At 64.2% G+C, this 25,648-nt stretch carries 20 protein-coding genes and 1 tRNA gene; 14 read left to right on the forward strand and 7 right to left on the reverse strand.

What is annotated here, in order from left to right:
* Window positions 1-105: 105 nt before the first annotated feature.
* From GRI68_RS06700 to GRI68_RS06720, 5 genes are read left to right on the forward strand one after another with little or no spacing between them, the layout of a single operon-like run.
* Window positions 106-1,527 carry a hypothetical protein gene (locus GRI68_RS06700; protein WP_160616531.1) on the forward strand — a complete coding sequence of 474 codons (1,422 nt, stop codon included), beginning with the start codon at window positions 106-108 and terminating at the stop codon, window positions 1,525-1,527.
* Window positions 1,524-2,885, forward strand: a complete 1,362-nt coding sequence (locus GRI68_RS06705; protein WP_160616532.1) for a hypothetical protein — start codon at window positions 1,524-1,526, stop codon at window positions 2,883-2,885. Before GRI68_RS06700 ends, GRI68_RS06705 begins: the two co-directional genes overlap by 4 nt.
* A gap of 25 nt (window positions 2,886-2,910) precedes the next feature.
* Window positions 2,911-4,182, forward strand: a complete 1,272-nt coding sequence (locus tag GRI68_RS06710) for an APC family permease (RefSeq protein WP_160616533.1) — start codon at window positions 2,911-2,913, stop codon at window positions 4,180-4,182.
* A gap of 55 nt (window positions 4,183-4,237) precedes the next feature.
* Window positions 4,238-5,221, forward strand: coding sequence for an LLM class flavin-dependent oxidoreductase (locus GRI68_RS06715; protein WP_160616534.1), 984 nt, complete (start codon window positions 4,238-4,240; stop codon window positions 5,219-5,221).
* Window positions 5,222-5,268: 47 nt separating this feature from the next.
* The gene (locus GRI68_RS06720) at window positions 5,269-6,390 is read left to right on the forward strand and encodes a BaiN/RdsA family NAD(P)/FAD-dependent oxidoreductase (RefSeq protein ID WP_199799820.1); all 1,122 of its coding nucleotides are present in this window, start codon (window positions 5,269-5,271) and stop codon (window positions 6,388-6,390) included.
* On the opposite strand, the gene GRI68_RS06725 is transcribed toward GRI68_RS06720, so the two are convergent.
* The gene (locus tag GRI68_RS06725; RefSeq protein WP_160616536.1) at window positions 6,387-9,443 is read right to left on the reverse strand and encodes a TonB-dependent receptor plug domain-containing protein; all 3,057 of its coding nucleotides are present in this window, start codon (window positions 9,441-9,443) and stop codon (window positions 6,387-6,389) included. The genes GRI68_RS06720 and GRI68_RS06725 overlap by 4 nt on opposite strands.
* Window positions 9,444-9,672: 229 nt before the next feature.
* On the opposite strand from GRI68_RS06725, the gene infA reads away from it, so the two are divergent.
* The 5 genes from infA to GRI68_RS06750 all read left to right on the forward strand — a co-directional run bounded on the left by infA (window position 9,673) and on the right by GRI68_RS06750 (window position 11,818).
* A complete protein-coding gene (gene infA, locus GRI68_RS06730; protein WP_160616537.1) occupies window positions 9,673-9,918 on the forward strand; it encodes a translation initiation factor IF-1 in 246 nt (81 codons plus the stop codon).
* 13 nt (window positions 9,919-9,931) lie between these two features.
* A complete protein-coding gene (locus GRI68_RS06735; protein ID WP_160616538.1) occupies window positions 9,932-10,507 on the forward strand; it encodes a Maf family protein in 576 nt (191 codons plus the stop codon).
* Window positions 10,500-11,468, forward strand: coding sequence for a ribonuclease (locus GRI68_RS06740; protein ID WP_160616539.1), 969 nt, complete (start codon window positions 10,500-10,502; stop codon window positions 11,466-11,468). The genes GRI68_RS06735 and GRI68_RS06740 overlap by 8 nt, the downstream gene beginning before the upstream one ends.
* The gene (locus GRI68_RS06745) at window positions 11,465-11,668 is read left to right on the forward strand and encodes a DNA gyrase inhibitor YacG (RefSeq protein ID WP_160616540.1); all 204 of its coding nucleotides are present in this window, start codon (window positions 11,465-11,467) and stop codon (window positions 11,666-11,668) included. Before GRI68_RS06740 ends, GRI68_RS06745 begins: the two co-directional genes overlap by 4 nt.
* Window positions 11,669-11,743: 75 nt before the next feature.
* A tRNA-Phe gene (locus tag GRI68_RS06750) sits at window positions 11,744-11,818 on the forward strand.
* 189 nt (window positions 11,819-12,007) lie between these two features.
* Here GRI68_RS06750 and GRI68_RS06755 read toward each other — a convergent pair.
* The 6 genes from GRI68_RS06755 to GRI68_RS06780 form a co-directional block, all read right to left on the reverse strand.
* On the reverse strand, window positions 12,008-13,024 hold the full coding sequence (locus GRI68_RS06755) for a tetratricopeptide repeat protein (RefSeq protein WP_160616541.1): 1,017 nt from the start codon (window positions 13,022-13,024) through the stop codon (window positions 12,008-12,010).
* Window positions 13,025-13,438: 414 nt separating this feature from the next.
* On the reverse strand, window positions 13,439-14,086 hold the full coding sequence (locus GRI68_RS06760; protein WP_199799883.1) for a HEAT repeat domain-containing protein: 648 nt from the start codon (window positions 14,084-14,086) through the stop codon (window positions 13,439-13,441).
* A complete protein-coding gene (locus GRI68_RS14015) occupies window positions 14,016-14,303 on the reverse strand; it encodes a putative toxin (RefSeq protein ID WP_407643336.1) in 288 nt (95 codons plus the stop codon). Before GRI68_RS14015 ends, GRI68_RS06760 begins: the two co-directional genes overlap by 71 nt.
* Window positions 14,218-17,985 carry an alpha/beta fold hydrolase gene (locus GRI68_RS06770; RefSeq protein WP_160616544.1) on the reverse strand — a complete coding sequence of 1,256 codons (3,768 nt, stop codon included), beginning with the start codon at window positions 17,983-17,985 and terminating at the stop codon, window positions 14,218-14,220. The genes GRI68_RS14015 and GRI68_RS06770 overlap by 86 nt, the downstream gene beginning before the upstream one ends.
* Entirely contained in the window at window positions 17,982-19,448 is a 1,467-nt protein-coding gene (locus GRI68_RS06775) for a metallophosphoesterase family protein (RefSeq protein WP_160616545.1), read from the reverse strand. Before GRI68_RS06775 ends, GRI68_RS06770 begins: the two co-directional genes overlap by 4 nt.
* A gap of 101 nt (window positions 19,449-19,549) precedes the next feature.
* Window positions 19,550-20,470 (reverse strand): hypothetical protein, encoded by a 921-nt coding sequence (locus GRI68_RS06780; protein ID WP_160616546.1) that lies wholly within the window; start codon window positions 20,468-20,470, stop codon window positions 19,550-19,552.
* 177 nt (window positions 20,471-20,647) lie between these two features.
* Between GRI68_RS06780 and GRI68_RS06785 the strand changes: the two genes are divergently transcribed.
* From GRI68_RS06785 to GRI68_RS06800, 4 genes are read left to right on the forward strand one after another with little or no spacing between them, the layout of a single operon-like run.
* Window positions 20,648-21,982: a trypsin-like peptidase domain-containing protein gene (locus tag GRI68_RS06785; protein ID WP_160616547.1), complete on the forward strand. Its 1,335-nt coding sequence runs from the start codon at window positions 20,648-20,650 to the stop codon at window positions 21,980-21,982.
* Entirely contained in the window at window positions 21,979-22,845 is an 867-nt protein-coding gene (locus GRI68_RS06790; RefSeq protein WP_160616548.1) for a response regulator transcription factor, read from the forward strand. The genes GRI68_RS06785 and GRI68_RS06790 overlap by 4 nt, the downstream gene beginning before the upstream one ends.
* Entirely contained in the window at window positions 22,805-24,280 is a 1,476-nt protein-coding gene (locus GRI68_RS06795; RefSeq protein ID WP_160616549.1) for a sensor histidine kinase, read from the forward strand. Before GRI68_RS06790 ends, GRI68_RS06795 begins: the two co-directional genes overlap by 41 nt.
* Window positions 24,277-25,647 carry a trypsin-like peptidase domain-containing protein gene (locus GRI68_RS06800; RefSeq protein WP_160616550.1) on the forward strand — a complete coding sequence of 457 codons (1,371 nt, stop codon included), beginning with the start codon at window positions 24,277-24,279 and terminating at the stop codon, window positions 25,645-25,647. Before GRI68_RS06795 ends, GRI68_RS06800 begins: the two co-directional genes overlap by 4 nt.
* The last annotated feature ends 1 nt before the right edge of the window (window position 25,648 follow it).

A 25,648-nucleotide genomic window follows, 5' to 3' on the forward strand; every position in this document is an offset into this window, starting at 1 on the left:
GCTGAACCTTAGGTTTACGGGTGTGGTCGGTGACATCACAGAGTAGCCATTCGCAGCTACGCACAGGGGTGGCTTTTGCAGATCGTTGCGTTAAGCCTTTGACGCATGACGACAGATCGCACGCTTACGCTCACGAAAATCGCCCATGCCCCTTCGCAGCTGTTTTGCGAATACACGATCGACGGGCTGACTTTTACTAATGCGATCTGGTACGAGAACATCGATTTCGATGCGTTGGGCGAAACGTTCGGCCCGGCCTTCATCCGGAAGGTGATGTTCCACATAGCCGCGTTCGAAATGAACAAGATCGTGAGCCTCAAGCCCGACCGGGTCGATTGGGGCGAATATGCCGATTTGGTGACTCCCGAATTCGGCGAATTGTGGCTGGCGATCTACCGCAATGTCTGGGCGCAATGGCGGTTCGAAAACGATGAACCCGATTATCTCGGCCCGACCTTCGAATGCACCGGCAGCAACAGCCCCGATCCCGTCGGCGAGCGCGACCTTTCGGGCGGCTTCCTGTCCTTCTGCGGCGGGGGCAAGGATAGCCTGATCGCGCTCAAACTGCTGCACAAGCTTGGCCAGCCGCATGGTTCGCTGGCCTATGCGGCAAGTTTCTACGGGCGCATGGCACCCCAGCACGCGCTGATCGAACGCCTGCTCGACGGCTATGGCGTCGAAAACCGCCATCGCCAGTGGATCACCGACGATTTCCTCGACAGCCCGGTGCTCGAACTGCGCCCCGATCTGGGAGTCGATGCGGTCACGGCTGCCGAAACCCCCAGCTCGATCTTCGGCGTGATGCCCTACGTGCTGGCATCCGGGTATCGCTATGTCTGCCTTGCACACGAACGGAGCGCCGATGCGCCGCAGGTCGTATGGGACAAGACCGGCGAGCCGGTGAACCACCAATGGGGCAAATCCTACGAAGCCGAAAAGCTGCTCAACGACTACATCCGCGCCGAACTGCTCCGCGAATTCGACTATTTCAGCATCCTCAAGCCTATCTACGACGTGTCGATCTTCGGCGCCCTGCGCGATGTGGCGCAGGCCGTGCCGCACACGCATAGCTGCAATATCGACAAGCCGTGGTGCCGCCGCTGTGCGAAATGTCTCTATGTCTGGCTCGGCTACACCGCGTTTCTCGATCGCGAGACGGTGGAGGCGACCTTCGGCCCTGAAAACCTGTTCGATGTCGAAGAGAATCGCTTCCTGTTCCGCCAACTCGTCGGGCTGGAATCGCAATTGCCGTTCGAATGTATCGGCGAAGCCTCCGAAGCGGCGCTGTTCCTCGCCATGGCGCGCGCCAAGGGCTGGGGGGGCATCGCCTTCGAGGATTGCAGGGACGCGATCGACAATCTCGACCTCGGCCCGACACTCGACACCTATCTGTCGGTGATCATGAAAGACGCCAACATTCCCGATCAAATCCGCGATCGGCTGCAGGCCCTGCTCGAAGACAATGCGCGCGAGACCGCGGATTATATCCGCGCCACGCTCGACCAGGCCGGGGCCCCCGCATCTTGAGCGGACCGTGGGTGCGCCGGGTCGCGTTCAACGCGCCGCTTTATACCGGGCTGTTCGTCGATGCCCGCGCGGCGGTGCGCGACCAGTTCACCGCGGTTCAGGACGCGATCGAGAGCGCCAGCCTGCCGCCGGGCGAGTGGGATGTCGCCCGATCGAAAGTCAGGGCCAGTGGCCTCCAGATCGACGTCGACAACCGCCGCGGCGTCACCATCATGCCGCGCTACATCGTCGAGCGGCGACTGCAGGGCGAGCAAATGGCCGCCGTGCTCGACGCACTCGGCCTGCCCCGCGAACTGGCCGACGAGAATCTGGGTGCGCGGTTCGTCGCCGATACGATCGCGGTGCGGCAACTCGATTTCGGCTACGCCAGCCTGCTGGTCGAAGGCGAGATCACGTGCGGCGAATGCACCGACATCAAGTCCTTCCGCGCGATGGTCGAAGGGTTGAGCTCGCAGGTGCCTTGCTGGACCGCGCTGGTCGAACAGACCCGCACGGCGCTGCAGGACATTCTGCCCGAGGATTACCTGCTGCAATCGAACAGCGAGAACTCGCTGCCCGCACCGATCGTCAAGCAGCGCGACGAGGCCGGGGCGAAGATGCTCTGGGTCCACCGCATCTTTCAGTTCCGGCGCGGCGATCCGCTGGTCGACGAACAGGGCGAAGTCGAAGCCGTGGTCTTCCGCTACCAGCCCGACGACGTGCGCAATCTGTCGATCGACGATGCCTATGATTGCTATGTCGGGGTCGGCAATTCGCTGGTGATCGCGGGAGATGACGCCGATCCGGCCGATCTCGACGTCGTGCCGCGCGTGGTTGCGATGCAGAACGTCTATTGGGCGCGCCTCGAAAGCTTCGATGTCGAGCTGTTCCACTACGTCAACGAACTGAGCATCGAAGTCGACCAGCGCAATATCTCGGGCTTCGACAAGATCCAGGCGCTCGAGGAAAAGTCGCAGGAAATCGTCGACCTGCTCGAATATGCCGAACTGTTCCGCTCGGCCTACAACGATTACGCCTATCACCTCGATCCGCAATCGCGGGTGCTCTGGCAGGAGATCGTCTCGTGCTGGGGAACGGACAACCGCTTCGACGCGGTCAACAACAAGCTCGCAACGCTGGAAAAGATGTACGACCGTGTGCGCGGATCGCTGCGCAGCCTCTATGACAGCCAGCTCAACACCTTCGTGATCTTCTTCACCCTGTTCGGGCTGATGTCGGTCGCAGTGGACATGATCGGCTTCGTGCAGGAAGGCTCGTTTCGCGGGGTCGACTATTTGCGGATCGGCATTCTCGGCATGATGTTGGTGGGCCTGTCGCTCGTGGGATGGAAATTGCTCGGTCGGCGTACTCCGCTGTGATCGACACCGGGCGAAAGGGCCTGACATGACGAATACGACAATCGCGCCGCCGCGCACGGTCGGTTTCTGGGGCACGGCGCTGTTTCCGGTCAACGGGATGATCGGCGCAGGCATCTTCGCCCTGCCCGCCGTGCTCGCCGCCGCACTTGGCAATTTCGCTCCCTGGCTGATGCTGTTGGGCGGGCTGATGTTCCTGCCGCTGGCGTTGGTTTATGCTTGGCTCGCCGCCCGGTTCGAGCATTCGGGTGGCCCCGTCCTTTATGGCGAGGCGGCTTTCGGGCGCTTTATCGGCTTCCAGGCCGGCTGGGCGCGCTATGCCAGCAACATCGTGACGGCGGCGGCCAACACGCATGTGATGGTGACCTATCTGGCCGCGCTGTTTCCGTGGCTGGGCGGCGACATGCAACCGATCGCGGTGGCGGTCCTGCTGGCGTTTTTCGTCGTCGTGAACCTCGTCGGCATGAAGAGCGCGGTCGGCACGCTGGGTGTGATGACGGCAGTCAAGCTGCTACCGCTGCTGCTGCTGGTGATCGCCGGACTGTTTGGCGGCGAACCGGGGATCGGCTTTACCCTTCCCCAGTTCACCGAGGTCGAAAGCGTGATCCTGCTGACCTATTATGCCTTCATGGGCTTCGAGACCGTGACCGAAGCGGCGGGCGAAATGAAGCGGGCCAAGCGCAACGTGCCGCTGGCGATGGTCAGCATGGTGATGGCGGTCACACTGCTCTACGTGTTGGTGATCTGGGCCTATCTCGCGATCGCGCCCGATGCGGCGGAAGACAACGCACTGGCAGGGGCAGCGCGGGTGATCATGGGCGATTGGGCTGCAGTGCTGATCGTGATCGCCGCCGCCTTCAGCATCGGCGCGAACAATCTGGGCAGCGGCACGACCCTGCCTCGTCTCACCTATGGCATGTCCGAACGCGGACTTCTGCCACGCTGGTTCGCCAAGGTCGATCCACGCTTCCACACACCGCGCAACTCGATCCTGTTCTACGGAGTGTTCGCCGTGCTGTTCGGCCTGTGGGAAGGCTTCGAAGTGCTGGCGGTGGCGGGAACCTTGGTGCGGCTGACGACCTATCTGATTTGCTCGGCCGCCCTGCCCGTACTCGAAAAGCGCGAAGGCGCGCTCAATCCGCTGCACCTCGCCTGCTCGCTGTTCGCAATCGCCAGCACGATCTGGGTCGCGACGCATGCCGATGCGCGCGCGTGGATGACGCTGGCAGCGATCATTGCGGGCGGCACGCTGCTTTACTTCATCGCCAGCCGTGAACGACCGGCGGGCGTGATCGACTGACGCGCGAGGCCTGGATGAGGTTGGACAATTGGCTTCCACCTCCCATCTAGCAGGGATGACAGACCTCTCCGTACTCGATCTCGTCCCCGTCCGCGAAGGCGGCACCCTCTCCGAAGCATACAAGTCCGCCGCGAGCCTTGCCCGCGCCGCCGAGGAGGCCGGCTACAAACGCTTCTGGGTCGCCGAACACCACGCGATGGAAGGGATCGGAGGGGCCGCGGCCTCGGTCGTGCTTTCGCATATCGGCAATGCGACATCGACCATCCGGATCGGATCGGGCGGGATCATGCTGCCCAACCACAACCCCTTCGTCATCGCCGAGCAATTCGGCACACTCGACGCGCTGTTCCCGGGCCGGATCGACCTAGGCCTCGGCCGCGCGCCGGGAGCCGACGGGCTGATCCAGCAGGCGCTGCGCAAGAACCTTGCCCAGGCGGCGGGCGATTTTCCTGCGGACGTGCAGGAATTGCGCGCCTACTTCAAAGGGCGCGACGACATTCCGCTGAAACCCACGCCGGGTTTCGGTGCTGATATCGAGATGTGGATGCTGGGATCGAGCCTTTACGGCGCGCAGCTCGCTGCCGCACTCGGCCTGCCCTATGCCTTCGCCGCGCATTTCGCGCCCGATCATCTCGACGACGCGCTGGTCATGTACCGCCGCAATTTCAAACCGTCCGAGCGGCTCGACAAGCCGCACGTGATGGTGGCGATGAACGTCTATGCCGCCGACACGACCGCCGAGGCCGAGCGGCTCGCCTCCTCCCAATTGCAGAGCTTCGTGCGGCTGCGCACCGGCAGCCCGGGCAAGCTGCCGCCACCGGTCGAAGGCTATCGCGACCAGCTTGGCCCGGTCGAGCGGCGGATCGTCGAGCATGTCTCGCAAGCCAGCGCCACCGGCACACCCGACGAGGTGCGCGAGCGCATCCGCAGTTTCGTCAAGCGCACGCAGGCCGACGAAATCATCGTCGCCGGCGCGACCTACGAGCCCGAGGCGCGCGAAACCTCGCTGCGGCTGACTGCCGAAGCGCTCGCCGGGTGAGCGCGCATTACGATGCCATCGTGCTCGGCGCAGGGGCTGCCGGGCTGATGTGCGCCGCGCGCGCCGGCCAGCGCGGCAAGCGTGTCCTCGTGCTCGAAAAGGCCGACAAACCCGGCAAGAAAATCCTGATCTCGGGCGGAGGGCGCTGCAACTTCACCAATCTCGGGACGGGACCGGCGAATTATCTCTCGGCCAATCCGCACTTCGCCAAATCGGCGCTGGCGCGGTACACCTCGCGCGACTTCCTTACGCTGGTCGAACGGTACGACATCGCCTGGCACGAAAAGACGCTGGGCCAGCTGTTCTGCGATGGGTCGGCCAAGCAGATCGTCGCCATGCTGCTCGACGAATGCGCCAAACGCGATGTTACCGTCCGCTGCGGCGAAGAGGTCGCCAGCGTCACACAGGACGGCGGCTTCACCGTCACGACGCAGGGCGGCACCTACAGGGCCGATGCGCTGGTAATCGCCACCGGCGGCCCGTCGATCCCCAAGATGGGCGCGAGCGGGTTTGCCTATGATCTGGCCCGGCAATTCGGGCTGAAAGTCGTCGAACCGCGCCCCGCGCTCGTCCCGCTGACGCTGGGCGGCGATGAAGTCCTGTTCCGCGAGATCTCGGGCGTCGCCACACCGGTCGTGGCCAGCGCTGGCAAGGGCACGTTTCCCGAAGCCGCGCTGTTCACCCATCGCGGGCTTTCCGGACCGGCGATCCTGCAAGTCTCGTCCTACTGGAAACCGGGCGATGCGGTCGCAATCGACTTCCTGCCGGACGTTTCGGGCGACTGGCTGATCGATGCCAAGCGCGACACGCCACGCGCCACCTTGCGATCGATCCTGCGCGACCATCTTCCCGATCGGCTCGCCGACATTCTCGACGAACGCATCGGCCTGCCGACCGAACTCGGAAACGCCCCGGACAAACTGCTGCGCGCTGCGCAGGAACGCCTCAAACGCTGGACATTTCATCCCAACGGCACCGAAGGCTTCGCCAAGGCCGAAGTCACGATCGGCGGCATTTCCACCACCGAATTGTCTTCGAAAACGATGGAGGCCAAGCGCGTGCCCGGCCTCCATGTCATCGGCGAAGCGGTCGATGTGACCGGCTGGCTCGGTGGCTACAATTTCCAGTGGGCTTGGGCCTCCGGCGTTGCCGCCGGAGACGCGCTTTAAAAGGCCTTGCGGAAACTGATCTGGAACGAGCGCCCATAGGGATCGATCAGATCGGGGTTGAAGGCATCGGGCACATCGCCGTTCTGGTCGACCACGGTGCGCCGCGTGTCGAAAATGTTCGCCACCGATATCGAGACCCGCGATCCTTCGAGGAACGGCACCGCATCGACGATGCCCTGCCGCTGGTCGAAATCGACGAACAGTCGCGCATTGAGCGTGAACAGATCGCCGTAGAACAGGTCGGTGCTGCCGGGCAGGCCCGCGCCATCGATCCGGCTTGGCCCGCCGTAATTGGCCGAAAAGAACGAGCCGAAACCGCGATAGAAGATCCCGCCATAAGCACGGACTTCGAATTCGGGGCTGCCGCCACCGCCGAGCGAATCACCGTCGAGCAGATCGAGAACCGGGCCGACCGGCGAGATCGAGATTTCGTCCTGCAGGCGCAGCGTCGCGTCGGCATTGGCAAAGAACCGGCCGCGACCGTCGCCGCCACCGAAGCCACCGCCCCCGCGTCGACGTCCACCGCCGCGCGCGCGCTGCTGGCTGCCTTGGCCACCTTCGGCCTGCTGGCCACCCTCGCTGCCCGGGCCAGCTGCGCATATACGCTGTCGAAGTTGTTCGGCGCGCTCGGCGTCGATCTCGCCATTCTCGTCCTTGAGCCGCTCGAGCAGGAATGGCGGCAATAGCGGTCTGTCGCCTTCGTCCGCCGCAACATCGTCACCACCGGCGTTCTCGGTGCGAACGACTTCGTCCCTGAGCCGCTGGAGGAACTCGGCCGGTTCGAGCGCGCAGAGCTCCTTGCGCAAGGCCATCAGGCGCTCGCGATCGGGAGCCGAGGCACCGCCCTGCTCGCCGGCACCGTCGCCCGCCCGGCAAAACTGGCGGCGCACGAACTCGACCTTCTGCGGGTCGAGCTCGCCATCCGCCCCCTTCAGCTGGGTGATCATCTGCGCCGGGAATGGCGGATTTTCGCTGTTCGCCAGTGCTTTCAGGTTGGCATAGAATTTGTCCGGATCGTCAGAACAGAGCTGGTCACGCAGTTCCTGCATCCGCTCGGGCGTCATCCGCGCGCTGGAGCCGCCCTCACCGCCGCCACCGCCTGCCCGACGTCCACCACCGCCGCCTGCACCCTGCGCCTGCGGACCTTCACCCTCGGCATAGGCTGCGCCGAACGGACCGGAGAGGTTCAGCGAGAAACGCAACGAGCGCGACTTGCGCTGATCGAAGGTGATCGGGCGATAATCGATGCGCGTCAGTTGGCCAGCCGCATCACGTTCGATCCGGTCGGGGAAAGCAGCCTCGATTTCGGGCGTGATGGTCGGCAGGCTCGCCGCCACATCGGCCGAGCGGTTGGTGAAGTATTCGACCTGGAAGCGGCCGTTCTCCACGAACGGCAATTCGTAATTGAAGGCAAACTTCCAATCGCGCTGGGTCTCGCGCAGCAGGTTCGGGTTGCCACCGCTGATGGTGGTGACGAGCGCGGTTTCGCCGCGGGTAAAATCGAACACCGGAACGTTGAAACTCTCGGTGATCGGAGCGCCCAGCTGGGAGAGCGAGGGCGCGGCTTCGGCATATTGATAGGTCGCGGTGAACCCGACGCGATCAAGCGGGCGCCAGTTGAGCGAGCCCGACCATCCATAAAGCGTCCCGAAATCCGAGACATCGTCGACGCCGCCGGTCAGGTCGAGCGTCAGATCGCCGAGAAACGCCCCGAAATCCTCGTTCACGCTGGTGATCGGCACGCCCAGCGTGACCTTGCCGGCATAACGCGATCGATCGAGGAAAGTCTCGCCGGTCCCGCTGCGCGTATCGCTCGAGCGGATGCTGTTGAACGTCGCGCCGGTGTTGAGTGTCACCAGCAGGTCACCGCCCGGCAACAAAAGAGGTCGGCCCGTCAGTGTAGCATCGCTGTCGAAACGGTTGGTCGTGCTGTCGGAGAAATCGAACCCGGCGTAAGGCAGCGCCGGAAGATCGGCGTCGAGCGCCAGTGTGCCGGCCAAGGCCTGGGACTGCAGCAGCGACAAATCACGCCGCCGGTCGATCCGGCTGATGCTGTGCGCATGCGTACCGTCGGCGGTCACACTCAATTGCCAGTCATCGATCGCACCGGCGTAGGATGCGCCAAGCTGCGCGGTCGCGGTGCGACTCTGACGCTCAAGCGGATCGTCAAGCGTGCGGACTTGCGTATTGCCCAGAGAGTCCGTGAGCGTGACACTTTCAAGCCCGCTCAGCGAGCGGCTCGAATTGCGCGTGAGTGTGCCATTCACCGTCAGCGCGCCATCCTTGCCGGCTTCCCCGATCGGCACGGCAACGGTGCCATTGAGGGAAATCTCGTCGCTCTCGGGAATCAGCGTGCGGAATTCGGACGGATCGGGATCGGTCGCAAGGCGCCCTTGTGCCGCAGTATCGAGATCGAGATCGCGTTCGGCCTCGGTGAGGCGGCTCTGCGATTCGGCCTCGGCGGCCAAGCTGATCCGCGTGCTGCCCGAGATATTGAGCGCGCTGGCTTCGATCTCGCCCTTGCCCGAACCGCCACGGAACGACCCACCGCCTTCGATCTCGACCGTCTTAGCGGTGAAGTTCTTCTTGAGGATGAAATTGATCACGCGCTGGTTGGGCGCGAACCCGTATCGGACGGCCGTTTCTTCCGGCAGGATTTCGGTCCGTTCGATCGCTTCCGGCGGGAAATTGCGCAGCTCGCGAAAGCCGGAAATGCGTACGCCGTTCAGGAGGATCGCAGGCGGTCCGCCGCCACGCCCGCCGCCCGAATTGACCGCCGGGCCCAATTGCTGAACCAGTTCGGCGATCGAACCGGCCCCATAGGCGGCGATATCGGCTTCATCGAGGGTCTGGATCGGTTCCTGCGCGGCATCGACCTGGCCCAGCAAGCGCGCGCCGCTGATGACCACGCAATTGAGATCCTCGCGGCATTCGTTGTCGATCTGCTCTCCGGCAGCATCGATTTCGGCATCGGCGTCGTCGGCCTGGCTATCCTGCTGGGTTGGATCCTGCCCTGAGGCTTCCTGCGCATGAACCACGGCAGGCGACAACATGAGGGCGATGAGCGGGAGAGTATGAAGAGCGCGCAAAATTGAGATCCCATCGAAAGGTCGATCGCCCCCTGACGACCGTGATTATTATTGTGCCCCCACCCGCCACCGGTTCGTGGCGGAGTGTCGAAGACGCAAGTCGCAGATTGTCTCAGCGCTTACGCCCTTTCCTTTTGGTCCGTCGGCGTTTATGCCGCGCGGCCATGCAGAACCTCATCGGAACGAGCCATTAATGGCGAAAGAAGAACTCCTCGAAATGCGTGGGAAAGTCGTCGAACTACTTCCCAACGCCATGTTTCGGGTCGAACTCGAGAACGGACACGAAATTCTCGGTCACACTGCGGGCAAGATGCGCAAGAATCGCATCCGCGTGCTGGTGGGCGACGAAGTCCTGTGCGAGCTGACCCCGTACGACCTCACCAAAGGGCGGATCACCTACCGCTTCATGCCGGGTCGCGGCGGCCCCGGCCCGCAATAAGACCGGGTAACGGATGAGCGATCCAAAGCTCGTCCTCGCCTCGGCCAGCCCGCGGCGGCGCGAATTGCTCGCGCGGCTTGGGATCGAGCCGACCGAAATCGCCGCTGCCGATATCGACGAGACCCCGGCCGATGGCGAGCGGCCCAAAGCCTATGCCATCCGTATGGCACGCGGAAAGGCGCAAGCCGCCGCGCGTGGCGACGCTTTCGTGCTCGCAGGCGACACCGTCGTCTCGATGGGCCGCCGCATCCTGCCCAAGGCAGAAGACGTGGAGACCGCACAAGCCTGTCTCCAGGCGCTGTCCGGGCGGCGGCACCTCGTGCTGTCCTCGGTCGCGCTGCGCTGGCCCGACGGGACCTTGCGTCACAAGCTTAACGAAACCGTGGTGCGGTTCAAACCGCTCACCCCGCAGGAAATGGCGGACTACATCGAAAGCGGGGACTGGGAAAGCAAGGCCGGCGGCTATGCCATCCAGGGCGCCGCCGAAGGGCTGATCCAGTGGATTCGCGGCAGCCATTCGGGCGTGATGGGCCTCCCGCTGTTCGAAACGCGGTCGCTGCTGAGAACAGCAGGCTTCGCCCTTGGTTGAATGGCTCGCCGAATACGGGATCGGGGAGACCCGGCTCGCGCGGATCGAGGATGATCGCATCGTCGCCGCCAAGCTCGACTGGCATGAGAAACTGAGCGCGGGCGCACGCGTACCTGCCAGGCTGCTGCGCAAGAGCGGGGCCGGTCGCGGCGTGGCCGAAACTGAGGATGGCGAGGAGATCCTGCTCCAGCGGGTCTCGCCCGCAGCCAGCGAAGGCGCCGCCATAACGGTCGAGATCACCCGCGCTCCCGTGAACGAACGCGGGCGGCGCAAACCCGCCCAAGGCATCACCACCAACGAACCTGTTCGCGCGTGGCGCGTCGCCGATCGCCTGCGCGACGAGGGCCACGCCGTCCGCGAGGTTCGCGCATTTCCCCGCAGCGAGTGGGACGAATTGATGCAGGAGGCCTTTGGCGGCGAGATCGCTTTCGAGGGCGGCAGCCTGTTGTTCAGTCCCACCCCGGCCATGACGCTGGTCGATATCGACGGCACGCTGCCGCCGCGCGAATTGGCGCTGGCGGCGATTCGCCCGCTGGCCGATGCGCTGCATCGTTTTGACCTCGCGGGATCAATCGGGATCGATTTTCCCACCCTCCAGGCCAAGGCCGACCGCAAGGCCATCGACGCGGCGCTGGAAGAGGCGCTGGGCGATTATCCGCACGAGCGGACCGGGATGAACGGCTTCGGCTTCGTCCAGATCGTTGCGCGGATGAGCGGGCCCTCGATTCTCCACCGCGCGCAGTTCCGCCAAACGCGGGCCGCGATTTGCGCGCTGCTGCGCCGGGCCGAGCGGGTTCGCGAACCCGGCGCGCTGCTGCTGACCGCACATCCCGCCCTCGCCCCGCTGCTGCGCGAGGAATGGCAGGCCGAACTTGCGCGCCGCACGGGCCGCGAAATCCGTTGGCAGAGCGATCCGGCGGTTGCGATCGAAGGCGGATTCGCGCAGGCGGTGCCGTTATGAGCACGTCCACCCAAGCGCCCTCGCGGCCCCGCGCCCGCCCCTGCCCGATCTGCAAGAAACCGCGCTCGGAAGAGTTTGCGCCGTTCTGTTCGAAGCGCTGCCGCGACCGCGATTTGGGCGCGTGGCTGACCGATAGCTACGCCGTTCCGGGCCAGCCGGTGGACCCCGCCACCATCGCACATGAAGAAAGCGACGATTGACCCCTTGCCAAAGCGCGCCGTCCAAGCCATAGGCGCGCCTTCCGAACGCGGTGACACATCACCGAAGGACGGAATGCCCGGGTAGCTCAGTGGTAGAGCAGACGACTGAAAATCGTCGTGTCGGTGGTTCGACTCCGCCCCTGGGCACCACTCCCAACATTCGCCGACATGTTCCGGTCTGCGGAATGGGTTGCCTTGATAGGCCGGGGCGACCGACGGGTCGCAACCCGTCATAGCGAGCCCGGACGACGTGCTCTCGCATATGCTAAGCGTTCCATCGGATTAGGGGGGCAGACTATATCGATGCGACGCTAGCTAAGTCGGATTGTGAATCGCTTTTTAGGAAAGCTGTGTATCGCGAATGATTTGCTGCGCGAAGTTCGCGGTGGGCGATTGAGGATCGAGGCGACAAGCAATCTCCGCCGCCTTACTCGCTTCGCTCTCTCGACCATCCATCGCTAGAAGAACCGCCATGGAGCCATGCGCCTCGGCAAAAGTATCATCGATCGTCAGGGCATGTTCGAACCGCTCGCGCGCCACGCGACGCTGCCCGTCAATCAGATAGGCCCAGCCAGCTGCAAGCCATGCGCCCAAGTGCGTACCGAATTGCTGCGCTCCACGGTCGAGCCGTAGACCAGCCGAAGCAGCATTACCCGTCATCAGATCGACTAGCCCGTAGGCAATCTCGGCTCGCGGCTGAGACCCGCGTGTCTCCGTAAGAACTTTTTCAAGCTTCCTGCGCGCCTCGTCCGCTTCCCCATCCGCGATGTCGAACATGGCCTTCGTTACGAGCGCATCTGGATGATCGCCGCCTTTGGCGGCTAGTGCCCGCGCCAAGTCGGGATTGTTTAAATCCATCCCAAGGACCGACATCACTGCATTGAGCGGTCCGTAATCGATGTCGGCGCCCAGCCGTTCTTCCATCAACGCTTTCGCTTCGTCGAAACGGCCGAGTTGGTGCGCGATGCGCAACTCAAGCATTGCTGCTTGCGGAAAGGTTTTGCGCATTTGGTCGTCGATCAGCGCGGTCGCCTCTTCCCACTGGCCGGCGAGCGCATGCGCCCATGCGAGGTTGAAACGCAGATTGTGGTCTGCGGATGATCCCGACAAGGTGTTAAAGCGATCCAGTGCCTCTTGCGCGTTGCCTAGGTAAAGCGCCGCTATACCAGCCAAGTTGATCAATGCAGGCGTACCGACCGCACCATGCTCGAACCGATCGACCAGTCCGATCACCTCGTGATATCGGGCGGCATCAAGCCCAGCCTGCGCGCAGTCTGCTGCAAGCACTGCGTTCGCAGGATCCACCTCGAGATAGGATCGCAAGCGGGCGAATTTTTCGGCAGCGATATTAGTCATAATCAAGCAGCCTTTCGATCTCCCTCCGCCGGCTTCAGGACTTCGAACGAAGCAAGCGAAATGCGAGCCGGCACTTCCTCGACGCGAGTGAGCTGAAGCGGGTTGTGCGGGACGGGTCGCGTGGACCACCTAAGTGGGGGTTTTGCGAAAGTCTATTCGGGGTTAGGCTTTTGAGATCGCTGCACTTTTGCCAAAACGGGTGTAACCTTCCGATTTGGCCAAAGTCACAGGAGAGTTTCGACCACGTGATCGGGCGATCGGGTGGAGGCGAGCGCTGGAAGGTGACACGAAGTTTACGCCAAAATCGTATTGTAGTGCGCGAATAAGCGGAAACGCCTGCGGCGTTGCGTTCTGGTGGGGCAGACGGTGGGAAAGAGCGGCAAGCATGATACTAGATTGGGAGGGCGTAGGAAATCACTCGATCGGTTTGCGCTTCCTCGCCTTGACAATCGCCACATTCAATTTGCGCGCAACCGCTTCGTCGCGCTCGTCAGCGAGCAGGGCTTCCATCTCCTCGACCATGCCTGCGTCAGCAATCACGCCGAGCGCGTTGACCATCGCCCAGCGCACATGGTCGCGCTCGTTGCCGGAATGACGGAACTGTTCCAGCATAGCCCGCGCCGGTGCGCCGCGTGCCTCGGGCACCGTCAGGGCGCGAATGATGCCCTCGCGGATATTATAAGGATAGTCACGCTGGAGGTGCTTTGCCAGCACCGGGACAGCCTCGAGATAGCGTTCATGCGTGCTCACAAAATATGATATATTATCAACATTATAACCAGCCTCGCGCAGATCGATGAGCATAGGTTGTGCTACCTCTAGTGATCTCGCGGCCCTCTCCTCCACTTCCCGATCACTCTGCTCCTTGCGTGCCACCCATTCGGGACAACTTTTACGGAGTTCATCCCATTCTCGCATACTCATGCCAGGAGAGTTTGCCGCAATTTCTTCTAGTTCCTTCAGAGTGATCACATCAGAAATCCCAAGGAACTTAATTAAAATTGCTGGTCTTTTCCGCTTTGAGCAACTGACCGCTAAGGTACTCTGCATCTTTCCGGACATAAAGATCAAATCTCAAACCTTGAGCATCGGCGATTGCCTGCATATCATGCAACTGCCGAGTAAAGCTTAGTGAGTTTACGTTCTTCACTTCGGAGAGAGTTCCGGCGAAAAAATCCACCCTTTTACCCCCCTCAATTGAACCGATCGAGCTGTTCCACGATCGTCGGTGCGACGTCGCGGGCGGCGTGGCGACCGATGAAGAGGTCCATGTGCGCATAGCCGGGGATCACGATCTGGTCGTAGAGCGACGGATCGTTGTGCGACGCCAGCCAGGCGCGGGTGCGTTGGGCGCTTTCGGGGTAGAAGATCTGATTGTTCGCGCCCGACAGGAACGTGATCGGCAGCGCGAGGCGCAGCGCGTTTTCCTCGCCCAGATAGGCCTCGTGCCCCTCGGCATCGACTGCCCGGCCTTCATGCATGATCGCCGATAGCTGATCGAACGGCTTGAGCGAGATGTCGCTGAACATGTCGGCGATCGCGACGTGGGTGTCGTGGCCCAGTTGCGCGTGATCGTAGCTCGGGCCGAAAATGCCGAACACGCGGCGGCAGGCCGGGTTCTTGCATTCCTGCCCCTCTGGCACCGGCAGGTTATAGGCGACCGCATCGATCTCGTAATCGAGGTCGGTCCCCTTGGGCGCGAAGCCGATATGGCCGCCCAGTTGCGCAACCTGCCCCATCAGGCTGGCGGTGCCGATATCGGCCTTCAGATAGTTCATCCAGTCGGTCACCGGATGGAGCGTGAGCTGCGAGCTGACGACCGAGCGGATGTTCGAGACATATCCTCCCGCAAGCGCCATCAGCAGGCTCATCGAACCCACGCAATGTGCCATTGCCTGCACGTCGTGCGCGCCTGTCTTGCGCCGCACGAAATCGACTGCGGCGGGCCAATCGTGGCGGGCAATGTCGTCGATGGTGAAGGCTTGCGGCGGGTCGACCGGATTGCCGCTATCGGCGCTGGCGCGGTAATCGAACAGCCAGACGTCGTAATTGGCAGCGCACAGCTCTTCGACGAGGTTTCGCGGCACCGTATCGGTGGCAAAGCTCGATGCCTTGACCGAGAAGCCCGGCGCCAGGATCACCGGCCCCTTCACCCCGCCGCGATAGCGGGTGAGACCCACATTCCAGCCGTCGCCGGTCCGGGTCACGTGCCGCTCGGGCTCGGGCGCATCGAGCGGGCGATGCGGCAGACTTTCCGCCTGCTTGCCGGGAAAATCGTTGAGAGTGGCGAGCATGCCGCCATAGGCCTGGAAGCTCGACAGGCCGAACAGGGCCGCGAACTTGGCGAGGAAATACTCGGCTATCGCGGTCTTTGCCGCGGGCACACGCTCGATCAGATGGCCCACGAGATTGTCCCGGCACGGCAGGTCGAAGCTTTTCGCCTGCCACATCAGATCGGTGAGGTTGAGATCGAGCATGCCCTTGGCAAGCACAGGCCCGTTGCCGTCCGCGCCGTCGGTGATCGTGACGAACAGCGTGGTAAGATCGGTCCACGGATTGGAGCCCTTGCGTTGCTGCAAGGTCTTGAAGCCGTGGAAATGGACCGGGCCTGCACCTGCGCGGTCGAGCACCATGACATAGCTCATCAGCCAGCGTTCGGGATGATCGGGATCGATCGTCAGCAGGTTGAAGCGCCCCTCGCGTACCGTCATCGGATGCGGTGAGACGAGATCGCAGGTGACCTCGCCGGTCAGCACGCCCTGGTGTTCGGGGCGCGAGACCAGCGCGTTGAGATCGTCGGTATGCACGGTCAGTTCGAACGCGCAGGCGGTCCCCTCGCTGGCACCCCAGGCACGGGCGGCAGCGAAGTCGTCGGAAATGCGCTCATGCGGGGCGCAGGGGTTGCCCAGCCCCTCGGCGCTGACGAAGCCGGACATGCGCTCGGTAAAGCCGAATTGCGGGCTCATCAGCTCGGGATGCTGGATCACGAGCTTCTTGACCGCGCGCTTGGCCTCGTCGAGCGCGCCTTGCGACGCGGCATGTTCGATTCCCGCCACCGCGTGGGCGATCTGCGCGAGAACGCTGGCATCGACCATGTGTTCGATACGCTGTTTGACCAGCTCGAAATGCTGCGGCTGCGGCTTCTCGGTTTCGGGCGTCGGAGCCTCCGCCTCGATCGCGGGCAGCGGGCCCTCTTCGTCGAGGCTCCAGTCGATCTCCCACCCCTCGCGCGCCGCCATCAGCTCGACCGCGCGTTCGGCCACCGCCGAGATCGTCAGCAGCGGATTGACGCCGACCGGGCCGGACATCGCCGCGCCGTCGCACACATACAGCCCGCGATGGACGGCCTCGCCCTCGCCCGAGAAAACGCGGCAGGCGTGGTCGATCACGCCGTGCGACGCGTCGTCGCCCATTCCGCAGCCACCCACCGGATGGACGGTGACGAGCTTCTTGCCGATCGCATCGGTCCATAGCGGGTTGGGGAAGAACTGCCCGGACATCGCGCCCGCGACCTGTTCGAGCACGGAGTTGTCCTGAACGATGGCCGGATCCACGCCGATCCTGGGCCAGTCGATCGCCAGCCGGTCGTTCTCGATCGCAAGCGTGCCGCGGCTATCCTCGACGCTCATGACGAGGAAGGTCTGCAGGCGCGACACCGGGCCCTTGTAAGCCCATTCGCCGATCGCGCCGGGATCGGACTGAAACGAGAGCCCCATGTCCTTTGCATCCATCAGGCGCGGCTTGATCTCGTCCATGCCGAAGCGCGCGAAATTGCCGCCATTGGCTTCGCAGAAGAAGAAGGCCGGGCCGAGCAGCGGCGCGATGATCGAAGGCACCACGCCTTCCTCCACCACCAGCCCGCGCCCGACATCGGCGGAATTGCGCATGTCGATGATGCCGGTGATGCAGGGCCCGGGTGCGCCCTCTTCGGGCACCTGGTCGCTGGGGCGGCCGATCGCGTTCAGCGGCTCGCTGGTGACGTTGCCGTCGTCGTCCTTCGATGGTTTCCAATAGCTGTCGTAGGAATAGCCGAGGACGTCGCCATTCCCGGAAAAGCCCCGACCCAAATGATCGGAAAGCGAGAGCCCCTTCGCCTTCGAGCGCAGCAGGATCTCGGTCGAGCCGAGCGTTCCCGCCCCTAGAACAACATGTTGCGCCGAAATGCTGCGACCACCTTCGAGGTGGACTTTCCAGCCCTCGCTCCCGGCATTATCCACGCGCTCGATCCATTCGACGCGCGCCTCGGTGAAGATCTGCGCGCCGTGGTTCGCGGCATCGGGCAGGTAATTCATCAGCACCGTGTTCTTCGCCCCGACATTGCAGCCGGAAACGCAGTTGCCGCAATCGTTGCAGGCCGGTTGCGGCACGCCGAAACGGTTGGTCTTGTCTTCGAAATTGACGTTGATCGGGGTGCGATACTGCGTCTGCTGGAGCTTCTCCGCAGCCTCGCGCAGCGCGGCGAGCTTGTTCGGCTCGGGCCGTTCGTCGGGATAGGGATTGACGCCCAGCATATCGCGTGCGCGGTCATAAAAAGGCGCGAGCAGCAACGGCTTGTCGCGGAACACCTGCGGCCAATGTTCGGCCTCGAACAGGCGCGGTTCGATCTCGAGCGAGACGTTGGCGTTGATCAGCGAGGTCCCGCCGAGCCCGCAACCGACCAGCGCCCACATATCCTCGTTGACGTGCATCTCGAACATCGCATGCGGATCGCCCAAGCGACCGCGCGCGGTGTTCGCCTGCATAGCGTCCTGTGCCTGGGCGAGCTTTTCGGGATATTCGCCGGGACGGATTTCGCGCCCGCGTTCGAGCATGCAGACCTCGCGGCCCGCCCGCGCCAGCCGCGATGCGGCGACGCCAGCGCCATAGCCCGATCCGATCACCACGATCTCGTAGGAATCCTTCGCCCGGCCGATCGGCAGCGAGAGGCGTTCGGCGCGCGGGAACTGGGTGAGCGCGTTCATTGGACAGCCTCCCGGATGGCGCAGTGGTCGCGATCGCCGAACCGCTCCACCGTCTGCGCGCTGCCTTGCAGGATCCGCGCCTTGGTGGCGGCGGAGAACGCGTCCCAGGCCGGGCGGTGCGCCTCGACCTGCGATTGCAGCGCGGTGACCAGCGCCGCATCCTCGCGCGTGCGCATGCCGCAGCCGGCGGCGTGGACTTCGCGCATCCGCCCGCCGACGCAATCGTTGAACAGCCGCAGCGAAGCGACGCCCAATCGGTCGTCGACGAGCATCGCCGCGCCGCCTTGCGTCGCCATCAGCGTCGGCTGATCGAGCACCCAGCCCCCGGTGTTGTAGACGCCGAGCGGCTTTGCAAACCCGTCCGCACCGATCTGGTCCTGAAACGGCTTGTGCGTGTGGCCGAAGATCAGCGAGCAATTGTCTGGCACGCGGCCGAGCTCGGCTTCTAGCTGTTTCGCCACCGGGCCGGACATGTACCAGCCCAGATCGTCGACTTCATCGCCCGAAAGGACATGGCGATAACCGTCACGCTGCGATTGCGCGGCGCGGCCGGCCGTCAAATCTACAATCCCGCGGATCGCCTGTTCGACGGTGACGCCGTATTTGATTTCGGTATCTCCGCGCACGCCCATCTTCGCGCCCAGATCGCCGCACACGCGCATCGCGAGCGCTTCGGCGAAGTCGTGGCTCGCGCCGGCATCGAGCATGGTCTCGTACAGCGTATCGGCGTCCGATCCCCATTCCCCGCACGAGCCCAGATTGGACCACAGGAAATCGACCCAGGCGCCGTTTTCGGCCTCGATCTGGGCGATCGTCTCGCCCTTGGGATCGGAGCCAGAGATCCACGCCCGCAGCCGCGACAGCGTGCGGTACATGGCATCGATGTAATGCCCGTGATGGAGCACCACCGCACGGCTCGCATCGTCGTTGGCGACGGCATAATTGGGATAGGCGATCCGCACCCGCGCGCCGTGCATATGCGCGCGCTTCGTCAGGATCGCTTCCATCAGTTCGCAGCGATAGTCCGGGCTACCGGTCGCGCGCGAGACATGGGGAATGTCGGAGGGAATGCCGTCCTCATTGGCCTGCGCGATCGCATCGACGAACGCGCGATCCTGCGCCATCCGCCACAAATGATGATCGTGATTGCCGGGAATGCAGAGAATGTCCGTATCGAAAACCTGCCGTGCGCCATCGGGCCACAGCGCATCGACGAAATGGAGAAACGCGTGGCTGACCGTGCCGAAAGGCGTGAGGCCAAGATCGAGCGCATCGCCCATCAGCACCAGCCGCACCGGTGCGCCATCGGCCATCGGCGCCACGGTTTCGCGCAAGGCCTCGCCCAACCGGCACATCACATCGGACGGATCGCGCGCGACCTCATCACGATGGTCGACATGCGTCAGCAGGCTTTCCCTGGCTCCCAGATGCAAATCGGACAGAACGACATGAGTGACCGCCATTGATACCCCCCAAAGGACCGACCCTCCGTCGGCAGGGGGATATCTAAACGGCTATTCGTAAGAACTGCGTTAACCACGCTCGTAAAGTTGGCCGGCCTTTTTTATGGTTCGATCGGGGTCAGCGTGTCGCCGCGCACATTCTGGCGCTCCATCTCGACCACCGTATGTTCGCCGCGCAGGACCACGAAATCGCGTTCGCCTTCCGCGTTGAAGCAGCGCATAACTTCGGATTTGGCGCCCGACCAGACGACAAAGACATCCCCGCCCTCGCAGCTGTCGTTGACCGCCGCGGGGGTCGCTTCGGTCACCTTGCCCTTGCCCCAGGAAAAGCTCTGATAGATCGCACGCGGGATTGATCCGGCCGCTACGACGAGGAACAGCGCCACCAGCCAGACGCTTCGCAGATTGCGGGCGAACCGCACGCCTTCGCGCCAGTGCGGGGCCGATCCGCGCCGCCGCTTCACCAGCCATAACGAGAAGGCGACCGGGATCGCGATGATCGCCGTCCACGTGACCAGCCGCACGACGTAACTCCACAGTCCGAGCGGACCGTTGGCATCGACCGGGCCGAGGCCCGCGCGGACGAAATTCTCGAACGCACCGGCGTCGCCCTGCAAGGCGAACGATCCCGCAAGCCACGATCGCGCCGCCAGCAGCAGGGCCGTCAACAACGCGACCACCGCCATCCGCCGCCACCAGCGCGTCCAGCCGCACAACTCGCAGATTGCCCAGGCTGCAGCGAGGATGCCGCCCAGAAGGATCAAATGCGCTGGCAGCGCCAGCCAGAAGCTGAGCCGCAGGAACTGGTCGAGCGTGGTCGCAAGGATCGAAAAGCCGCCGAGCAGGATGTCTTCGGAGCTCGCGACAAGGAAGAACGGAATGTCGAGCGCGGCAAACAACCGGTACTGGATATAGGCCGAGGCAAACAGCAGCAGCGCGGCGACGATCGAGAAAACCTCGATGAAAAGCTTGAAGAAGCTCGTCCCCGGCTTTGCCTCGGTATTCGCGGTCGCTTCCGCCATTCTTGCCCCGTTCAAATTCCCTTGGGGCGGTTCTACGCAAAGCGTCGTGCGGTGCAAGTCGCGCCAATCCTGACAGAATTTGTACATCGACCGGGGCGGCGCGCCGGGTCACAAGGGGCTCAAGAAGAAACGAGGGCTCAATTCATGAAATTCAACTGCTTGCACGGGGGTCTTGCCATGCTCCTTACGATTGCCGCACCGATGCCTGCCAGCGCCGCCGCCGCGATGGACGAGGCAGAAGAAGCACGCGAACCCACTCCGATCGAGATCGCCATGCGTTCCGTCGTCACCATTTCCTACGGCGCGGAGGAAGACGATCCCGACGGCAGCGGTTTCGTCGCGCATTCGTCGGGCATCATCGTCACCAACACCCATGTCGTACCGCGCGCCAAGGGCGATGCAGTGCGTGTCACCTTTCGCGAAGGCATGGTCTATGACGGCACCGTGATCGGTCGCGATCCGCGCACCGACCTCGCGGTGATCCGGATCGAGCCCGAGGCGGCGCTGGTGCCGCTCAAGCTCGCCCCGACATCGAAGGCTGGCCTCGGCACGAAGGTGTTCGCGCTGGGCAACCCGATGGGCAAGCGCTTTTCGGTCACCTCGGGGATCGTCGGCGGATACGACCGCGCCTACGATGCAGTGTGGCCGGTGCCGTTCCTGCAACACGATGCCGCGCTCAATCCCGGCAATAGCGGGGGCCCGCTGATCGACGAACGGGGCCGCGTGCTGGGCGTCAACACCGCCACCCCGCCCGAAACGCTGTTCGATATGGGGATCGGCCTGGCCATCCCGGTAGAACTCGTCGCGAAGCTGGTGCCGGAGTTGGTGGCCCAAGGCACGATCCGGCGCGGCGCGCTGGGCGTAAAGGTGTCGAGCGCGGACTCGCAGATCGCGGCGGCGCTGGGAGCCGGCGATCGCAAAGGTCTGCTAATCGACGAAGTGCTTCCCGACGGAGCGGCAGCAAAAGCCGGTCTCGAACCGGGCGATGTGATCCTGGAACTGGACGACCAGCCGTTGCTGCTGGCCCGCGACCTCTCGCTCGCCCTGCTCGATTCGCGACCGGGAGAAACCCGCACCCTCACCGTCTTCCGCGACGGGCGCGAGGTGACGCAGGAAATCACGCTCGGGCTCGACGACCCCACCACGGGCGAAGTGGGTCGGGTGGCCACGCTCTCGCTCTATCCGACTGAAGATTCAGGCAAAGACCGCGCATTCGGGCTGCGTTTCGACAAGCGGGACGGCGCGATCGTGGTGGCCTCGGTCGAGGAAGGATCCACCGCCCAACTCTACGGCCTTTACGAAGGGGATAGAATTCTGGCAATCAACGGAAAACCTGCAGGGGAAGTCGGCTCGTTCACAGCCGAAGTGGGGGGAATGATGGGAGACGTCGTGGTATTGCGCGTGCAGCGCGAGGGTATGGGCACATTCCATGTCGCCCTGCCGCTCAGCGCGAGCGCTGCCGAGAGCCGCCGCCCCGGAGATCAGAAGCGCTTTCCGCAGGGCCCGCTATGAGCAGCGCCCCGAAAAACGCCGCCGCCATGAAGGCAGCCACGCTCGATCGCGAAGTCGCCCTGCGCACCGGCAAACTGTTCGAAGGCGCCCGTGCACTCGTGCTCGAGGACGAGATCGGCGAGGAAATCCGCCAGACGCTGCACAGCGCCGGCTTCGCCCAAGTCGATCTGGTCATCACCGGAGAGGACGCGGTCGAGAAGCTGGCGGCGAACGCCTACGACGTGGTGGTGCTCGACCGCATCAATCCGGGTATGGAAGGGCTCGAAGTGCTCGACCGGATCCGCGACGGCACCGACCTCCGGACTCTGCCCGATACCCCCGTGCTGGTCTATTCGCTGCTCGGCGGGGAGGACCAGCGCATTCACGGCCTGCTGGCACGTGGGGCCGACGATTACATTCCCAAGCCCGCCAGCGCCGAGGAACTGGTTGCCCGCGTCGCCGCCCAATTGCGCGGGCGCGTAAAGCCGAAACCCAGGGATGAATGGTCGATCGCGCCGATCGCGATCGACGAGCAGGCGCGTGTGGTCAGCATCCATGGCGAGCCGATCAACCTCACCACGCGCGAAACCGACCTTTTGATCGAGCTTTATCGCGAGCAGGGCAATCCGCTCAGCCAGTCGATGCTGTGGGACCGCTGCTGGATCGGCAAGGGCTGGAGCCACATGCCCGAGGAATTCGCCAACACGGTCGACCAGGCGATCAAGCGCTTGCGGCGCAGCCTGAAGAAGCAATGCACTGCGATCCCCGACGCCTATCACCCGCTGGTGATGAATATCTGGGCACAGGGCTTCGCCTTGCGCAATCTCGCCAGCATGCCCGACGATGCAGCGGCAGACTTGGATGGCGATGGCGCGAAGACGTGAGAAAGGCGCCCTCCATGCCTGGCTGCCACTGCGCACCTGGCTCGTCGTCGCGGCCCTCGCCGCGCTGGCGCTGGCTGCGCTCACGTTCGGCTTGCTCCAGCTCGTCTCGCAAAGCGCACGCGAAACCGCGCTGGTCCGCGCCGAAGCCGACGCAGCCCTGCTCCAGAGCAAGCTCGACAGCCTGCCACCAGATCTGTCCGACGAGGAACGCGCCGCCGAGGCCGAAACGCTGGTCCGCATCCGCGCGCTCGACGCTACCGATGGCGGGCTTTGCGACAGCGGCGAACGCCAACGCGCGATCGTACTCCGGCGCGATGCCGCGGGCGAAACGATCGGCACCGAAGGGATCGCGTGGCCGAGTGCGGCTGCGCTCCGATCCGGCCGGATCGGCCTTCCCGCCGGCACCGTTTGCCAGGCCGATGGCGGCGAAGCGGTGGCGGTGGTTCGCTCGCTTCCCGGTGGCGGCGAATTGCTGGTCGGGCGGACGGTCGTGCGTGACCCCTCGCTGGTGCGCTCCGCCTATGCCCTCGCGGCCACCATCGCGCTTGCTTTCCTGCTGCTCTCGATCGGGCTGGCACTCTATCTGGCGCGCAGCTGGCGGGCGCGGCTCGATCGTTTCAACGCCTTGCTCGACCGGGCCGATGCGAACGGCTTTGCCGAGCGCGCCGACGAGGACGATCCGCGGCCCGAATTCCAGCTCCTCGCGCGTCATCTCAACGCGCTATTGCGCCGGTCGGCCGACATGATCGCGGGGCTCGGCCGCCTGCACCGCCACGTTGCGCACGATCTGCGTGGCCCGGTGATGGTCGCGCGCAAGCATCTCGAAGCGATCGAGAGCGAGGTTGAGCACGAGGAGCGATTGGCTGCCGCCGATGCGCGGCTTGCGCTGGTCGACAAGCGCTGCCGCACCCTGCTCGGCATCATTGACGCCGAAGTCAGCCCGCGCAGCCGCACCGTGGTTCGCGTCGACGAGCGCCTGCGCACGCTGATCGACGACATGTTCACCTATCTCGCCGACGAGAAGGAACTGTCTTTCGATTGCGACCTGGCCCGCGCCAGCACGCCGGCCGTGGGCGACCTGCTCGACCGCGCCCTCGAGAACGTGCTCTCCAACGCTATCAAATTCGCCGATCCGGGCTCGACCATCCGCTGCTCGGTCGTCGATCGCGGGGCGATGGTGCGGGTCGCGGTCGAGAACGACGGACCGCTCGTGCCCGAAGACACGATCCGTCGCATCTTCGAACCCGGCTTTTCCGACGCGCTCGGCATGGCGAGCGGCCACGGCCTCGGCCTCGCTCTGGTCAAGACGGTCGCGCTGCGATCGGGCGGCGACGTGCGCGCCTCCAATCACGCACGCGGCTTCCGCCTCGAGATAGACCTTCCCGCCGCGAGCGGGGCTTTGAACACCGAAGACACCGATGGGAGACTGAATTGACTGTTCGCCATATCCTCACGCTTGCGAGCGGTGTGTCCGCGCTCGCGCTTTCGGCTCCGATCCTGTCGACGACGGTCGCCGCGCAAACCGCCGTGCCGATACCCTACGACCAGGAACGCGGGGTCTATTCCTATGCCAAGGACCTAGCCGAAGTCTCGCGCTCGGTGGTCAAGGTGCTGACCATGGGCCGCGACCCGAACGAAGGGCCAGATGCGCAGCCCAAGGCTTCGGGCAACGGTTCGGGCGTCATCATCGATGCCGCGCGCGGAGAGATCATCACCAACAACCATGTGGTCGAGAACGCGACCTCGGTGCGCGTCGAGCTGGCCGACGGTCGAATCTTCGACGCGACGGTTGTAGGCCGCGATCCCCAGACCGACGTCGCCCTGCTCACCATCGCGCCCGACAATCTGCGCGCGATCGAACTGGCCGACAGTTCGCTGCTGCGATCGGGCGACCTCGCCTTCGCCATCGGCTATCCGTTCGGGATCGACCAGACGCTGACCATGGGGATCATCTCGGGTACCGGGCGCAGCGGTATCGGCGACGGGATCGAGGATTTCATCCAGACCGATGCGGCGGTGAACCCGGGCAATAGCGGCGGCGCGCTGATCGATTCGCGTGGGCGGATGATCGGAATCAACACCGCGATCTATTCGCGCGGCGGCGACAATGCCGGGATCGCCTTTGCCGTCCCGATCAATATGGCGCTCGCCGTGATCGCGCAGATCCGCGAATATGGCGAGGTTCGCCGCGGTCGGATCGGCGTCAGCATCGCCCCGATCGACGCGCGATCGGGCGGGAGCAATCGCGGGGCGAGGATCGAAGCGGTCGAAAGCGGCAGCCCCGCCGCCGAAGCCGGCTTGCAGCAGGGCGACGTGATCGTCGAGGCGAATGGTCGTCAGATCAATACGCCGGGCAATCTGACTGCGGTCATCGGGGTCGCAGCACCCGGCACCCAGGTATCTCTGGGCGTGCGGCGCGGCGGTCAGACCCGTCGCATCAGTCTGCGCGTCGCCGAGCCGCGGCGCGTCGAGGTGGCCGAAGCGCCGTCGCAAGGCACCCAGCCGGGCAACGGCAGGCCGGGCGCTGGCGGCTCGCTCGCAGCACTCGGCGCAACCTTCCGCGATCGCAATGCAGGCGATCCGTTCCCCGAACAGGTCACCGGCGCGCTTGTCGCCAGCGTGCAGGCCGGATCTCGGGCCGAGGCATCGGGCCTCGCCGAGGGCGATCTGGTGATCGGCGTAAACGGCCAACGCGTTGCCAATGCAGCAGAACTGGCCAATGCCCTGCGCAGTGTCGCGGGTGCTGCCACGCTCTTCGTCGCGCGCGGTAACAATATGATCCAGATTCCGATCAGCCAATAGC

Source organism: Alteriqipengyuania halimionae (assembly GCF_009827575.1).
Taxonomy (GTDB): Bacteria; Pseudomonadota; Alphaproteobacteria; order Sphingomonadales; family Sphingomonadaceae; genus Alteriqipengyuania_A; species Alteriqipengyuania_A halimionae.

What these genes read in the sequence shown, in the direction of transcription:
- GRI68_RS06700 (WP_160616531.1), top strand. Translation starts at nt 106, where the DNA reads ATGACGACAGATCGCACGCTTACGCTCACGAAAATCGCCCATGCCCCT.
- GRI68_RS06710 (WP_160616533.1), top strand. Translation starts at nt 2,911, where the DNA reads ATGACGAATACGACAATCGCGCCGCCGCGCACGGTCGGTTTCTGGGGC.
- GRI68_RS06715 (WP_160616534.1), top strand. Translation starts at nt 4,238, where the DNA reads ATGACAGACCTCTCCGTACTCGATCTCGTCCCCGTCCGCGAAGGCGGC.
- GRI68_RS06720 (WP_199799820.1), top strand. Translation starts at nt 5,269, where the DNA reads ATGTGCGCCGCGCGCGCCGGCCAGCGCGGCAAGCGTGTCCTCGTGCTC.
- GRI68_RS06725 (WP_160616536.1), bottom strand. Translation starts at nt 9,443, where the DNA reads ATGTTGTCGCCTGCCGTGGTTCATGCGCAGGAAGCCTCAGGGCAGGAT.
- infA (WP_160616537.1), top strand. Translation starts at nt 9,673, where the DNA reads ATGGCGAAAGAAGAACTCCTCGAAATGCGTGGGAAAGTCGTCGAACTA.
- GRI68_RS06735 (WP_160616538.1), top strand. Translation starts at nt 9,932, where the DNA reads ATGAGCGATCCAAAGCTCGTCCTCGCCTCGGCCAGCCCGCGGCGGCGC.
- GRI68_RS06745 (WP_160616540.1), top strand. Translation starts at nt 11,465, where the DNA reads ATGAGCACGTCCACCCAAGCGCCCTCGCGGCCCCGCGCCCGCCCCTGC.
- GRI68_RS06755 (WP_160616541.1), bottom strand. Translation starts at nt 13,024, where the DNA reads ATGACTAATATCGCTGCCGAAAAATTCGCCCGCTTGCGATCCTATCTC.
- GRI68_RS06760 (WP_199799883.1), bottom strand. Translation starts at nt 14,086, where the DNA reads ATGTCCGGAAAGATGCAGAGTACCTTAGCGGTCAGTTGCTCAAAGCGG.
- GRI68_RS14015 (WP_407643336.1), bottom strand. Translation starts at nt 14,303, where the DNA reads ATGCGCACATGGACCTCTTCATCGGTCGCCACGCCGCCCGCGACGTCG.
- GRI68_RS06770 (WP_160616544.1), bottom strand. Translation starts at nt 17,985, where the DNA reads ATGAACGCGCTCACCCAGTTCCCGCGCGCCGAACGCCTCTCGCTGCCG.
- GRI68_RS06775 (WP_160616545.1), bottom strand. Translation starts at nt 19,448, where the DNA reads ATGGCGGTCACTCATGTCGTTCTGTCCGATTTGCATCTGGGAGCCAGG.
- GRI68_RS06780 (WP_160616546.1), bottom strand. Translation starts at nt 20,470, where the DNA reads ATGGCGGAAGCGACCGCGAATACCGAGGCAAAGCCGGGGACGAGCTTC.
- GRI68_RS06785 (WP_160616547.1), top strand. Translation starts at nt 20,648, where the DNA reads ATGCTCCTTACGATTGCCGCACCGATGCCTGCCAGCGCCGCCGCCGCG.
- GRI68_RS06790 (WP_160616548.1), top strand. Translation starts at nt 21,979, where the DNA reads ATGAGCAGCGCCCCGAAAAACGCCGCCGCCATGAAGGCAGCCACGCTC.
- GRI68_RS06795 (WP_160616549.1), top strand. Translation starts at nt 22,805, where the DNA reads ATGCAGCGGCAGACTTGGATGGCGATGGCGCGAAGACGTGAGAAAGGC.